Origin of the sequence: Mesorhizobium sp. M0587 (assembly GCF_040320945.1) — a bacterium.
Classification (GTDB): domain Bacteria; phylum Pseudomonadota; class Alphaproteobacteria; order Rhizobiales; family Rhizobiaceae; genus Mesorhizobium.
Genome location: NZ_JAMYQP010000024.1, coordinates 36,760 through 50,707 on the forward strand (window position 1 = coordinate 36,760; position 13,948 = coordinate 50,707).

A 13,948-nucleotide genomic window follows, 5' to 3' on the forward strand; every position below is an offset into this window, starting at 1 on the left:
CGAGTGCTTTCCATCCCATTCGCAACACTTTCAAGGCTTCAGGTCAGTTGAGCAATGATATCGTCGACGACGCTCGAGACGGTGCCGGCCGTGTCGACATTGATCCCGGCTGGAAGGTATCCGCGGGTACTATGGTAGCGGAGTACCAACGCACGCTCGTCTGGCTCGAAGCCCGGCTCATTTGGCCGTCCATCCAATCGTCGGTTCAGCGTCTCGACATCGGTATCGAGCACGAAAACCTTGTCGAATAAGTGCAGGAACTTATGGAAGTTACGGGAGCCGCCGCAGAAGAAGGTGACTGGGTGGGTGGTGTCGGCGATCAAGGATCGGACTTTGTCGACAGGCCAAATCCAGTGCGCGTAACTCCAGGCGATGCGGTCCGCGACGCCTTCAGGTGGTCCGGCCAGTGCCTGGCCTGTCTCGGGGTCGCCGACATAGGCCAAGACCCGATCGCCATGGATGACGTGGTAGCCGCGCCGTTCCAGTTCGGTACCGACAGACGTTTTTCCAGTGCCGGAACCGCCTTCGATCAGATAGTTCTTGATGCCCATGGGCGCCGTTTACCATGGCTTTCAATTCGGCGAGAAGAGACTCTATTTGCGGACGGTTCACCAACGAATTCGCCTAATCAAAGGCAGCTTTCAGGACTTTGCGGATTTGCAGTGAAGGTCCGAAATGCGGTCGCTTCCGGCATTCGGGACCGTTCAGTGGACAGCAGAATCCACGGCCAAAATGCGCCTCTATGGGTCGTTGGGAGCGGCGGCCGTAGATCCCAGAAGCAGTCGTTCGATCGAGTTGCCCGATCTAAGCGGACAGTTCCGACACTGGTGGTCGCTACGCAGCCGCAGCAGCGTGACCGGCAGGAACATCGAGCTTAGGTGGGAACGGCTGCGAGCGAACCCGCCCCCATGTCGCTTGTTAAGGTCGCCCGACGGTATGCCACGGGTGATGCATGTTTGACTTAAGGTCTCAAAATCGGCCCGACTATTCGCCAGGATCGAATTCAGCTTTCAACAAGAATGTCTCCACCGGCCCAATCGGATTATTGATCCGGCTCTCGAGAACTTCGATAAGTTTCCGTCCAATGCCCGGCCATGCCCACGGAATGAACTCCGATCTTTGCCGGCAGGAAGCGCCAGCCGCGTGCTGTCGTGGGTGACGATGTGGACGTCGCGGCCCGGTATAAGACCCCGCCTGCCGAGAGCGTGGGTCGCCTCGTAGGCAATCTGTTCATTGTCGAATCAACATAACGATACGCGGTGTCGAGGTCGGTTCTTCCAAACGCGACGAATGGCGTACGTCTATCCAGCAATAGCTTGACGCGCGGATCACCCACGTGCGTGATGATCAGTCCGTCCGGTGCTACGCGCCTGAAGCTGCCGCTCCACACTCTCGACGGAAGTGTCGTGTTTCGAGGGCGCGCTCAGTATGTGGTGGTGCAGGCGAGACTTCGATGTCCCTCTATCTGCCTGCCTGACCCAGCAGCTGCCTGCCCATCTGGCCGCTGGGCCATGTTCTCTGCCGAAAGGACCTCGCTTAGACCGTTGGGCTATGGATTAGTCCAGATTGGTAACTGGATTACCATCCTCGATCTCGTATCCTGGTCGATCATGGTGCGGGCGCGGAGTATTGATATTGGCTGAACCGTCTCATGCGATCGGCAGCGGGAGTGGCGAGAAACTCTTGACGGATTCCGGCATTGACTCCGGCTTCAAAGGCGACTGGCTGAACATTGACAATTGGACCCCGCCGGTCGAAAGCGCGAGCGACAATGAGACGACCCGCGAGATCTCCGATCTTAGCGAAGGACTCGCTGCCGAAATCGGCAAGGGCGGAAGCAATCCTGGCCTGGATCCCGCCGCGGACAGCATCGATCCTATCTCGGCGTATGGGTTCACTCCGACATGGGGGAGCGATGGCGGATTGAAACTCACCACCATCGCCGAGACAACGGCCGGACCTGGGACTCATCTCGACAGCACCTTCCTCGAAACGCTGATGGCGAAGGTCGCCGGCTTGTGGCACGATGCGGAAACGGGCCATGCCAACAGCCATGCCACCTACACCGCCACCACCCCTGAGGCAGTTGCTGCTGACATCGGCACAAGCACAACGGGCGCCGGGGTCATCACCAGCAGCCTGCTTGCCGCGAGTTCAACGGCGATCGACCCGATCTTCGAAACCAGAGTGGCGGCCGCCGGCGACGACGTCGAGGAGAAGGGTTCGGGCTCGATCTCGACCAACACCAACGACCTGGAGCTGGGCTATGACAGCAGCACTCGCCAGACAGTAGGCATCCGCTTCACCGGCATCGACATCCCGCAAGGCGCCATCATCACCAGCGCTTATATCCAGTTCCAGGCCAACGAGGTGAAGACTGGCGCAACCTCGTTGTTGATTCAAGGCGACAATGTCGACGACGCCAGTCCCTTCACTACCGCCAACAACAACGTGTCCTCGCTTCCCAGGACGGCCGCATCCATCGCTTGGGCGCCGGACCCGTGGACCACGGTGGGCGAGCAGGGCTTGGCCGAGCGCACGCCGGACCTGTCGGCAGTCGTGCAGGAGATCGTCAACCGTTCGGGCTGGGCTGCGCTCAACGACATGGCATTCCTGGTCACCGGCACCGGCACCCGCACGGCAGATTCCTATGAATACTCGCCGGCCAGCGCGCCGCTGCTGCATATCGAATATATTCTACCGGGTCCGCCCGGCAATCCGGTGGCCTTCAACGCACCGCCCGATGCCAACAACGCCACCAACCAGATCGCCGAACTCGCCGCGGCGGGCGCCGCCACCGGGATCACCGCCTCGGCCAGGGATCCCGACGCCGGCTCGACCGTCACCTACAGCATCAATGACTCGCGCTTCGCCATCAATGCCAGCAGCGGCGTCATCACGCGCTCGGCCACTGGCACGCTCGACTTCGAGACGCAGTCGTCGATCAACCTGACGGTGACGGCAAAGTCGTCCGATGGCAGCACCGCCAACCAGGCCTTCACCCTCGCCGTGCTCAATAGCCCGGAGCCGGTCGCGTTCAACACCCAGCCGGATGCCAACCCCGCCGCCAACCAGATTGGCCAGAACGCCGCCGCCGGCACGGCGATCGGCATCACCGCATCGGCCAATGATCCCGATGCCGGATCGACGGTCACCTACAGCATCAACGACTCGCGCTTTGCCATCAATGCCAGCACCGGTGTCATCACGCGCTCGAGCACCGGCACGCTCAACGCAACGTCGGAGCCGTCGGTCAACTTCAACGTGACTGCAACTTCATCCGACGGCAGCACCAATACCCACGCCTTCAGCGTCAGCGTCACCGGTGCTAACCAGCTCCCGACATCAGTGACCCTGGCGCATACCATCCTCACGTCGCAGTGGTCGCCACCGAGCCCCGATCCCACGGATATCGTCTATATCTCCCACTTGGGCACGCTGCTGGTTGCCGACAGCGAAGTTGACGAGATGTCCATTTTTACCGGCAAGAATCTCTACCAGATGAATCTGAGCGGCAGCCTGGTGGGTACGCTCACAACCATCAAATTCTCCGACGAGCCGGCCGGGGTCGCTTATAATCCTGCTAACCACCATCTCTTCTTCGCGGACGACACCGGCACAAAGAGCGTGTACGAACTCAATCCCGGACGGGATGGACTTTACAACACGTCCGACGACATCGTGACCTCCTTCAAGACGTCGGCATTCGGCAGCACGGATCCGGAAAGCGTTGCCTATGATACCAAACGGGGCGTCCTGTATGTCGCGGATGGCTCAACACAGACGATCTACACCGTCGCACCGGGTCAGAACGGCAAATTCGATGGCATCGCGAGCACGGGCGGCGATGACATTGTGACGAGTTTTTCTGCTCGCGCGCTGGGGACCCCTTCCGACGAGACCATTGCGTACGATCCGGTCCACGACCTCCTTTATGTCATTACATCGAAGAATTCGGTGGCAATGGTAACGCCCACTGGACAGTTGTTGGGCACGCTCGATATCTCCGCCGCCCATGCGCACAAACCGGCGGGAATGGCGCTGGCGCCGAGCAGCGACGATCCAAGCCACAGTATGAGCCTGTACATCACCGATCGCGGCACGGACAATGACTCCAATCCGACCGAGAACGACGGCATGATCTATGAATTCCATTTGAACGATTGGCTGCTCGCCTGATCCGCCACAGCGATGGTTCAACCCCTCGGCGCGCTTCGTGCCCGCGCAGGTTGGTACGAACCTGTTCATGAATCCGATAGCGCTATGAAGCGGCCACAACAGCCCGGACTTGACCGAGATTGGAGCGGCGTTGCCAACTACACTGGCATTCGTTCTTCTGATTCAGCGCTCCGCGAAACGTATGAGTTTCGGGCCATTCGCTTGGCCGCGACGGTCGCCTCTAAGCCCAGAATCGGCCCGACCCGTCCTAGCCTCCGACCTTCTGCCAGACGGAGATGTGCATGTCGCTGGCCTGAGTGAACGGCTCCCTTTTCCAGCCGCTCCAGCGCTCTTTGAGCGTCAGGCCGGCTACTCGCGCCATGAGGTCGAGCTCAGCCGGCCAAGCATAGCGGAACGGAACCGAAAAGCGCTGACAGATGCCGTCCCTAAGCCATATGTGATGGGACCAGAAAGTCTGGTTCACCACGTCGAACTCGTCGATGCCCCAATGCGTCTTGCTGCGATCGAACGCCAGCATCGTCTCTCCGACCGGGAGCCGCCGAAGCGGCGGTACACCGACCTCTATCAGGAAGCGCCCACCCAGTTCGAGATGCGCGCCCGCGTTTTGGAAACAGGCGACCTGAGCGTCCTGCGACGCCAAGTTATTGATCGTGTTGAAGACCAGATAGACGAGAGAAAACCGTCCAGCGACCCGTGTCCTAGCCATGTCACCGATAGCCACCGGGATTTCCGCGCCTCCGATTTTTGCGCGAAGGCGGGCCGCCATCGGCCGGGAAAGCTCTATGCCTTCTACCTGCACCCCTCTCCGTGCGAGCGGAAGTGCCAAGCGACCGGTCCCGATCGCGAACTCCAGCACGCGTCCGCCTCCTGCGAGTTCGGCTAAGAGTTCAACAGCCGGGTCGACGACCTCTGGCGCCGACATCCTGTCATCGTCATCGTAGGTCGCCGCAATCTTTTCATCGAAATATCCGTCGTCATGCATTCCCGTTTGCCTTTCTGCTGGTGATCTGCTCCGGGGAGGCTGGGCTAGCGCGCGGCGCCGCTTGACGGCGGCACGAATCCGCGGGCCGCCCCGAGAAGGGAGCAGCGAGGGCTTCGACCCATCCGCACGGGACCGGCGGTTCCTCGGGTCCGGGTGCCTCCATTCCGGCGGCTTGCAATCGGTTTGGCCCCGTGCCGCTTCGGACCGCGCCACATCGGACGATCTCGCGAATGTCACGGCGTGCGATGCCCATATCTCTCAGATCGCAATCCGACAGGCGCCGCAGCGCATGTTCAGTCTCGCGGCGTTGCCACCAACCCGCTATGGCGAAATCCTGAACAGCTAGGGCCCGCAGGCTCGTCAAAAGGCCATGGACGAGGCGCTCCGGCACTTCGATCATCTGCAGTTCGAGTGTCATAACTGTGACCCACGGATGCGTAGCGTTGGTGCAAACCTAGTGAAGCGCCGACAGACATGTTATCGCTAGTCTGACAAATTGTATTTGTGAGCCGCCATGATCGCTCGCGACAACCTGGTAAATGTTCATCTGCCGGAAGACGGCTCTGGCGATTATCCGCACACCGCCGTCGCTCAGGGCGGAGTCGAGCCTGCGGGGCAGGCCTACGCGTTCCATGCGCACCACCGCGCGCAGCTCTTTCAGATCGTGCGAGGTTCGCTGAGGCTGGAAACGGAGCGAGGCTACTTCATCGTGCCGCCCGAACGCGCCGTGTTCGTGCCGTCCGGGGTCCTTCATGAAGTGACCTACCTGCAGGACACCGATCGCAGCTATCTCTTCTTCCGGCCCGACGCGGTCGTAAATCTGCCCTCGGATGTGTCGGTGATCGGGACGACGCCGCTGCTGCGCGAACTCATCCTGGCGTTTCTCGAAGTACCCCGTGCGGAGGCCGGCAGCGCCCGCGCCGAACGACTGGTCGCAGTCATTCTCGACCAGCTCCGGGCGAGTCCGGTCGCGCCGTTGTCTCTTCCCTCGCCGATATCCGAACGCCTCCGGTCCTTCGCCGAAGACGTCCGGAACGACCCGGGTGCAGACTGGCCACTCGATGAGATTGCGTCATGCGCCGCCATGTCCCCGCGCAGCCTCCAGCGTCACTTCCAACGGAGACTGGCATGAGTTTTCGCGCCTGGCGGCAGCAGGCGAAACTTCTCAAAGCGGTGGAGTGGCTCGCCGCCGGCCGAAGCGTCGGCGACATCGCCTTCTCGCTCGGCTACTCTGGCCCGAGCGCCTTCATCGCGGTGTTTCGCGCGGCCTTCGGTGCCTCTCCTGGAAAGTATTTCCAAGAGCCGTCTCCGGGAGAGTAACGCGCCGCGCGGCTCGTGGCCCATTCTCCAGCCTTCGCCTATCACCTCAGCCGAAGATTAGATTGGCACCGGTTTCAGTTTGCCAATTGTGCGACTTTCGAGACACAAACCATGAACACTGCGGCGCAGTGCTGCTGGATTTCTAATCGCCGCTCAGTCGGCTTCCATGTTCCGAAATGACCGGATTAGGGCGCTGCCTGGCGGCCTTTGAATCAAGGACGGGCCGAGCTGACGTTCGTCCAACTGCCGTCCAACTTCAGGTTCCGACCGTCACAGGCACCAGATGTTGCAAGATATCTAATCGAACTAAAGTCCGGCATCGATCAGTTCGCCCAGAATTTTTCCGCCAATAACAATCCGGTCCACCGCATCGATGGGGCTAAGCCATAGCCCAGTTCGCGGTCATTACCGACATAGATATGCGACCCGAAATAGGCGGAATGTCGATATCGCTCCAGATGTCGATGGACCGGGCGAGCCAGTCCAGATTGTCCGCAGCCGCCGGATCGTTGGCGGGCCCGAACAATTGAACGGCCAGTTCGGACGCGTCGTCCCGGGCAAAATGGCCTTGCCGCCACAACGCGGTCTCCATCACGAATTCGAGGTACCGTAGCATTTCGTCGTCAACGAGATTGTCGCTGCCGCGGTAGACCCAGAATAGATCCGACCAGGTCGTATCCATTTTCCGGGCGAATTCACCGGCATTCGGTAGACTGGCCGTTATTTGCTCAAGCCGCGCCTTGAAATTTTCGAGTGGCGTTAGCGGCTTGCCCCGCGAATTCATCTTAATGTAGAGCGCATTGCCCTCCGCGGCGTTTTTGATCGGCAAGACGTGAAACGATACCGCAGGCCGCGCCTCGTCAGTGTTCGAAATCCTCGCCAGCGAAGTGCGCATGGATGGTGTCCAGCGTCCTAAGCATGGACTGCACGGTCGGATCATGGTTCCAGGTATGGAGATACCAAGCTTGGTCGACCAGCCATTGAGACACAGTGTCTGGCCCGGCAAACGCTTCCTGAAGGCTGGAATGCGATCGAGATTGGCCGGAATACCGAACGTTCAAATGATCGGGACCAGGTTTCCTGAAGGCGTTCGCATTCGAGGTCGCAAGGGTACCACAACCGCTCCGGCGCGATGAGGAGCATGGCCAACCTGCTGAAAGGTAAGCATCCGGCGAAGACCGCGGCAAAGTCGATTTCGGCGAATGGACGGTATTCGGCAGCCTGAGTGGTCGCGTTGTTGGCCAGGCGTTTCCATTCCCACGGCAGCAGCTCGTGGAGGCTCGTCTGCGGCGTATCGGCGATGCGGGCGAGCACGTCCGCGAGCCAGGTCTGCGGATCGACATCGTTGAGTTTTGCTGTGCCAATCAGCGTTGCCGTGGCCCCGGCCCGGTCGGCTCCACGTTCGGAGCCGGCAAAGAGCCATGATTTGCGTTCCAATGCGAAGCCGCGCAGCGCGCGCTCGGCCGCGTTGATTGTGAGGCAGATCCGGCCATCATCGAGGAAGACGGCAAAGCGGTCCCAGCGCTTGAGCATCTAGTCGACGGGTTTGGCGACGGAGGATGAGCGCGACAGCTTGGTACGCTTATTACGAAGCCAGGTCTCCAGCTCTGTCACCGGCGGTACGGAGCTCGGCTCCCAGCTGGTCGAGCTTCGCCTCGATTGTCTCGTCGGCATCATCGGCCTTGGCATAGTCCGCATCCAACTTGTCGTATTCGACCTTCAGCGCGTCGCGTCAGGGGAGCACGTCAGGGCAATGATCAAACTACGGGAACCTGAAGGGGATCGAACCTACAACGCTTTCATTTGCTCCGTATCCAATTTGTAGGTCCGTGTCCCCTGCCCTCGCTCGGAGTTTAGAAGAAATCGACAGACTAGTTAAGCCCGGGATAGCAACTCGGGTGGTCCCACAAAGTCGCCCTACATCTTTGATCCTGCCGAACGGCCACGTTATCCACCAAAACCGGGCACACCCGTTTCCATCTCGGGAGCGGATATTAAGGTACACGTGTCCCGACAAATTGAGCTGGAAATAGACGTCCTCAGTATCCTCTGCGCTGACTTTGACAATGCGGCAGCGGCGGCGCGCAAACTCATCGCCACGGTCCCGGCTTTCGCCATCGCGCCATTATCAAACAATATTCCCTCGCCTTGGCTGCAGGCGCGGACAGGCTTATCCTTCCAGCTGGAGGAAATACGATGCCCGCAACGTATCCAACGCAAGCTCTTTTCCCCCAATTTGTTGCGCCGCCCTGGCCGCCGCGATGGCGCTTGCTTCAGGCGCGCCGGCGGACGCAGCCGAGCTATCGACGCTCGCGGTTGCCGGATTCAGCTTCAAGGATACGTCCGGCGAGGTCCGGGACCAGACCGCCGAGCACGCAGCGCGGCTGAAGGCATTCGGCGCGGTGCTGCACGACGATCTGTCGGCGAGCCCGAAGATCGATCTAGTCGCCCTGCCGTGCGAAGCCGATCGCTGCGGCGACCTCGGCTCGATCGCCACGCAGGCCAGAGCCGCGAGCGCGAAATACCTGCTGGTCGGCGAGGTGCACAAGATGAGCACGCTGATCGGCTGGGTGAAATTCGTGGTGCTCGACCTGAGCGAAAACAAGCCGGTCTGCGACCGGTATCTCACTTATCGGGGCGACACCGACGAGGCCTGGCGGCGCGGCCGCATTCATCGCGCGGGATGTGGGGAAGTACTGCATACCGTAGGCAATGCGCGGCGCGTTGATTGGCATGCTCACTCTTCGAGTGGCGTGTCCGGTCCCGGATCGCCGCCGGCAGCGGCTATGGCCAGCCTGTGACAATAGTGATTCCAGCCCTTTTGGTGGCCGGCGCGCTCTTCCTCGTTCGGCAGGCCGCTATGGGTGAGACGCACCAGCGTGCCTGCACCCTTCTCGAAAAGGTCGATTTCGACCAGGCTCGATCCGGGCGGCACCTCCTCGCGCCCTTCCCAGCCGAAGCTGTAGGCGAGGCGGTGGACCGGGATCACTTCGGTGAACTGGCCGCGGGCGGCGTATTTGCCGCCCACGCTGACGAGATAAATGCCGCCGGGATGCGGCTCCACGGTTGCATTCGTGCCGAGCCATCGCATGATCTTGTCGGGGTCGGTCAGAAAGGCGAACACCGTCGCCTGCGGGGCCGCGACCTCGACTTCGCTGCGAACTGCGTTTGCCATGGTGGCTTCCTTTTTGGGGTGCAATGTCATCCGGCTCGAGCAACAATGTAGGCCAATCGCCGTTCGAAGCAAGAAAGCTGCCGCCATCCTCATGACAGGCGCGCCACGGCGTTGCATGATCGCGGCCATGCGGCTTCCCTCTTCCCTTTCCTATCTCATCGACGAAGCGTCCGGCGCGGCCGACGGCGATGCATTCCTGTCCGCGCTCGGCGCAAGGCTCGTCGTCGACGGCCTGCCGCTTGCCGGCGGTGCATTCACCCAGGCCGCGCCGCACCCGATCATAACGCGGCGCACATGGCTGTGGCGCGCCGATACAGGAACGGTGATCGAGGCTTTGGGCTTCGGCTTCAGTGCGCCCGCCGATGCGGATAATGCAAATAACGGCCGCGATTGGCTGGCTGGACTGGGAGGCGGTGTCGTATACGAGGATGTCGTCGGCGGCGCTACCGACGGGACCGTGCTCGGCTGGGCTGCGACCCGGCCGCTCCGCGAGTCCGAAACGGAGCTGCTGCATGAGGCGGCGCGATATGCGGCCGCGCCGCTTGCAGTGCTCACCGCGCGCTCGACGCTGGCCGCGCTGCTGGAGACCTATCTCGGCCGGCGCAGCGCGGCGCAGGTGCTGGCCGGCCGGCTGCGGCGCGAGGCCGGCGAGACCATTCGGGCCGCGCTGCTCTTTGCCGATTTGCGCGGCTTCACCGAACTGTCGGAGTCCGCCGCGCCTCAGGAGGTGGTGGCAGCGCTCGACAGTTGGTTCGACCGCGTCGCCGGCGCCGTCCACGCCTTCGGCGGCGAGGTGCTGAAATTCATCGGCGACGGCGTTCTAGCGATCTTCCCTATCGGAGAGCGCGACGCCGCCACCGCATGCGACGCGGCGCTGCGCGCGGTCGCTGCCGCGCGCGCCGGCATGGACCACCTCGATCGCAGCCGCACCGCGCAAGGCATGCCGCCTCTGCCCTTCGGCACCGCGCTGCATATCGGTGAGATGCTGTGGGGCAACATCGGCACCGCCGACAGGCTGGATTTCACCGCGATCGGGCCCGCGGTGAACCTGGTGAGCCGGCTGGAGGGTCTGTGCCGGCCTCTCGGCCGCGCGGTGCTGCTCTCCGGCGCCTTCGCGGCGGAAACGACGCAGCCGCTGGTCGCTCTCGGCGAGCACGGGCTGCGCGGCATCGCCGAGCCCTGCGCGGTGTTTGCACTGCCGGAGTGAGATGCCGCTCCTTCTCCACGCTTATCCATAGAGTGCGTCTTTCTGCCGATCGGCGTTCGATATGACCGCCGAAACGCGGCTCACCCGGTGGCCGCCACTCGATCGCGATGCCGGCAATCCTGGCATCCTTGTTTGAAGGCTCGGCTCCGGCGCAAATCCTGTGAGGCCTGCTGGGATGGCGCATCACAGGTCCTCTGTGCGGTGACTTGCTTCGGGCTGAAAACGGGCGCGAGTTCCCCTCCCCTTTCCCGCAATATCGCGTTGCGGCTCTGCGTGGCGAAAAGCTGCTCGACGATGAAGCCGAACGCGGCATTCGAACCTGGACGTCGCCAATCGAAATCGCTCGGCCTCTCCTGATGCGGCGAGTCATCTGGCCGCTTCCGCGCGAACATGAGCTTTGGCGCTACAGTGTGCTCGGCGCCAAGAGACTCGGCATGCAATTTGGCTTAGCGTAGGATTCCGCCTTCTCCCGCAAATACCCCCTTTAGTTCGATGCCTACACCGGCCCCTTGCCGACAAAGGCACCTCGCGGCTAAGCCGAACACATCCTGTACGGTTCGCGCATGTATTTGTACGTCGACTTTCGATCAGAATGACGAAAAACCAACGTCGCACTACTCTGGCAACCCCGCAGTCCGCAGCGCATCGCCAAGAGCTTCCGCGAGCGCTGGGGCGCAGTTCACGCCCCCGAACTGGCGATTGTAACGAAAGGTCGGATGCAGTTCGAGCACCCGTGCAGCGGCTGCCCTCGCTTCTTCCAGCCGTCCGAGTTTGGCAAGCGCAGCGGCCAACTGCACATAGGTGATGCTGTGCGCGGGATTGGCCTGAACAGACTTGTAGGCGGCGCGACAGGCTTCTTCATAGCGGCCGCGCAGCAACTGACTCATTGCCTGCGCATCGAATGCGGCGAAAGCCCATGGGTCGAATGGACTGAGCCGCATGCCCCTCTCGCTCCACTCGATGGCGCGCTCTGCTTCTCCGCTCCATCCGAGCATGAGGCTGCCAAGGATGTAGGTCAGTGCCGATGACGGACTGATCGCGAGCGCGGCTTCCAATGCGATGAAAGCAGCGCCGCGATCATGCCCATCCATGCCGATCGAAAATCCCGCAAGCGTCAGAGCGGTCGCATCGTCCTGGCCGTGGAGGATCGCGGAGCGGGCGTGGCGGATCGAAGCCGCTCGGTTGACCTCCAGCAGGCCGGCGCGGAGGAAGAGACAATGTGGCACATCGCCGCGTTACCGTGCGCCAGCGCATAGGCAGGATCGAGTTCGATGGCACGTTCGAGCAACATGAGCGCCCGCGTCACCTGCTCGGGCATGCCGGAATCGACGTCGAGTTGGGCCCGCAACACGAGGTCGTAGGCATCGAGGCTGTCGGGGCGCTTGCGTTTCACCCTGCCGATTTCGGCGCGCCGCAGACTTGGCGCAATCGCGCCCACAGCCGACAGCGCGATCTCATCCTGAAGTGCGAAATATCGTCGGACTTGCGGTCGTAGCGCTGTGCCCACACATGGGCACCGGTCGACGCATCGATCATCTGGGTGGTCACGCGCACGCTGCCGCCGGCCTTCCGCACGCTGCCTTCGAGTACATAGCGGACGCCAAGCTCACGGCCGACCTGCTTCACGTCTACGGCACGGCCTTTTTAGGTGAAAGTCGAGTTTCGCGCGATGACGAAAAGCCAGTTGATGCGTGCCAGGCCGGTGATGATGTCGTCCACCATCCCGTCGGCGAAATAGTCCTGCTCCGGACTGCCGCTCAGGTTCGAGAACGGAAGAACCGCGACGGACGGCTTGTCGGGCAAACTCAGCCGCTCAGTAACGGCGCTGGCCGCCTGATCAAGACTATTGGCGGCAACAGCCGGTCCGACATAGCGGTAGCCGCGCCGCGGAAGCGTTTCGATCCAGTCAGCGCCGCCGGCCAGATCCTCGAAAATCCGGCGGACCGCAGCAATCTGAACCGTCAGGTTGCTGTCTTCGATAGCCTGCGCAGGCCATGCCGCCTCGATGAGGGCTTCCTTCGAGACTGGCGTTCCCGCGCGCGCCACGAGCAGCGCGAGCAGCGCGACCCCGCGCTGCCCGAGCGCGATCGGCTCGGCACCGTGGAATAGGATTCCGGCATCGGTGTCGAGGCGGAACGGGCCAAAGGCAAGGGGCGTCGCCATTCACCACACAAGATACGGTTTGTGATTTTTTCGCAACAATTTCGGAGCGGTTTCACGACTTGCCGGCGCGGACGCGGCATCTTGCTTCAGTGCTTGCGGAAAGAAGCACCAAGCCGATGGAGGATCACATGAGCGCCGCTCCCGTCATTCGCATGCCAGAGGACAACAAGGGGGTCATGCTGCGTGGCCATCCTATGGTGTTTCTCGTCACCGGCAAGCATACCAAGCACACGAGCATGTTCGACTGGACGATCCCGGCGGGGTTCGCCACCGGGCTGCATGTTCACCGCGTGCAGGAGGAGACCTTTTACGTGATCGAGGGCGAATGCGAGTGGCATGTTGGCGAAAAGACGATCCGCGCAACCCCGGGAACCTATCTGTTCATCCCGCCGGGAGTGCCGCACAACATCACCAATGTCAGCGAGAAACCGGCGCGCGTATTGATGACCGTCTCTCCGCCCGGGCACGAGCACTGTTTCGAAGAGCTTGCAAAACTCGCCGCGCAGGGTGCCCCCGACCCGAAGGCGCTTGCCGACTTGCGAGACCGCTACGACACCAATCAGCTCTCGACTTTGACGACACGTAGCTAAATCGGGGCCGCAATGCCTGCTTGGGGCGCTGCTTGCCCGTTCAAGTGGCCGCTCATTTGATTGCAAGCGACCCTGGCAGCCCTTCGAAACGAACGCCCCACAGAATCATCATTTGTCTAGCTTAGCGTTGTTTGGCGGACCTTCAACGCGATGCCCTCTGATTGGATGGCCAATCCCTCGCATTGCCCGAGGTCTCGGGTTCAGCATTCGCCTGCCAAATTGCGGCCCTAATGGTTCACATAACAACCATCAAGTGTTGCCACGACGGTAGACTAGCCAGACTTGCTCAAGGATCAACAAGCCAGAATGCCAATTATGCGATTTTGGACGAA

9 protein-coding genes and 3 pseudogenes are annotated in these 13,948 nt (G+C 61.6%); 5 read left to right on the plus strand and 7 right to left on the minus strand.

Annotated elements, in window-relative coordinates; all coding sequences use genetic code 11:
- Nucleotides 1-38: 38 nt before the first annotated feature.
- Nucleotides 39-551, minus strand: coding sequence for a DEAD/DEAH box helicase family protein (locus NKI49_RS20905; protein WP_352601300.1), 513 nt, complete (start codon nt 549-551; stop codon nt 39-41).
- A gap of 1,084 nt (nt 552-1,635) precedes the next feature.
- Here NKI49_RS20905 and NKI49_RS20910 point away from each other — a divergent pair.
- A complete protein-coding gene (locus NKI49_RS20910; protein ID WP_352601298.1) occupies nt 1,636-4,179 on the plus strand; it encodes an RTX toxin in 2,544 nt (847 codons plus the stop codon).
- A 247-nt stretch (nt 4,180-4,426) separates the two neighbouring features.
- Here NKI49_RS20910 and NKI49_RS20915 read toward each other — a convergent pair whose 3' ends face one another.
- Together NKI49_RS20915 and NKI49_RS20920 are read right to left on the minus strand one after the other, a co-directional pair.
- A complete protein-coding gene (locus NKI49_RS20915; protein ID WP_352601296.1) occupies nt 4,427-5,161 on the minus strand; it encodes a class I SAM-dependent DNA methyltransferase in 735 nt (244 codons plus the stop codon).
- Nucleotides 5,154-5,579: a DUF1127 domain-containing protein gene (locus NKI49_RS20920; RefSeq protein WP_352695748.1), complete on the minus strand. Its 426-nt coding sequence runs from the start codon at nt 5,577-5,579 to the stop codon at nt 5,154-5,156. Before NKI49_RS20920 ends, NKI49_RS20915 begins: the two co-directional genes overlap by 8 nt.
- A 96-nt stretch (nt 5,580-5,675) precedes the next feature.
- On the opposite strand from NKI49_RS20920, the pseudogene NKI49_RS20925 reads away from it, so the two are divergent.
- Nucleotides 5,676-6,481: pseudogene (locus tag NKI49_RS20925) on the plus strand (AraC family transcriptional regulator).
- Nucleotides 6,482-6,860: 379 nt separating this feature from the next.
- Here the strand turns inward: NKI49_RS20925 and NKI49_RS20930 are convergent.
- Together NKI49_RS20930 and NKI49_RS20935 are read right to left on the minus strand one after the other, a co-directional pair.
- Nucleotides 6,861-7,376 (minus strand): hypothetical protein, encoded by a 516-nt coding sequence (locus tag NKI49_RS20930; protein ID WP_352601294.1) that lies wholly within the window; start codon nt 7,374-7,376, stop codon nt 6,861-6,863.
- A gap of 329 nt (nt 7,377-7,705) precedes the next feature.
- A pseudogene (locus tag NKI49_RS20935) lies at nt 7,706-8,107 on the minus strand (IS66 family transposase); the annotation flags it as partial.
- A 635-nt stretch (nt 8,108-8,742) separates the two neighbouring features.
- Here NKI49_RS20935 and NKI49_RS20940 point away from each other — a divergent pair.
- Complete coding sequence (locus tag NKI49_RS20940) at nt 8,743-9,282, plus strand: DUF2380 domain-containing protein (RefSeq protein ID WP_352601292.1); 540 nt, start codon at nt 8,743-8,745, stop codon at nt 9,280-9,282.
- On the opposite strand, the gene NKI49_RS20945 is transcribed toward NKI49_RS20940, so the two are convergent.
- Nucleotides 9,219-9,656, minus strand: coding sequence for an SRPBCC family protein (locus NKI49_RS20945; RefSeq protein WP_352601290.1), 438 nt, complete (start codon nt 9,654-9,656; stop codon nt 9,219-9,221). The genes NKI49_RS20940 and NKI49_RS20945 overlap by 64 nt on opposite strands.
- 127 nt (nt 9,657-9,783) lie before the next feature.
- Between NKI49_RS20945 and NKI49_RS20950 the strand changes: the two genes are divergently transcribed.
- Complete coding sequence (locus tag NKI49_RS20950; protein ID WP_352601288.1) at nt 9,784-10,863, plus strand: adenylate/guanylate cyclase domain-containing protein; 1,080 nt, start codon at nt 9,784-9,786, stop codon at nt 10,861-10,863.
- 614 nt (nt 10,864-11,477) lie between these two features.
- Here the strand turns inward: NKI49_RS20950 and NKI49_RS20955 are convergent.
- A pseudogene (locus NKI49_RS20955) lies at nt 11,478-13,026 on the minus strand (winged helix-turn-helix domain-containing tetratricopeptide repeat protein).
- Between the two features lie 128 nt (nt 13,027-13,154).
- Between NKI49_RS20955 and NKI49_RS20960 the strand changes: the two are divergent.
- Nucleotides 13,155-13,616: a cupin domain-containing protein gene (locus NKI49_RS20960; RefSeq protein ID WP_352601286.1), complete on the plus strand. Its 462-nt coding sequence runs from the start codon at nt 13,155-13,157 to the stop codon at nt 13,614-13,616.
- Nucleotides 13,617-13,948: the final 332 nt, after the last annotated feature.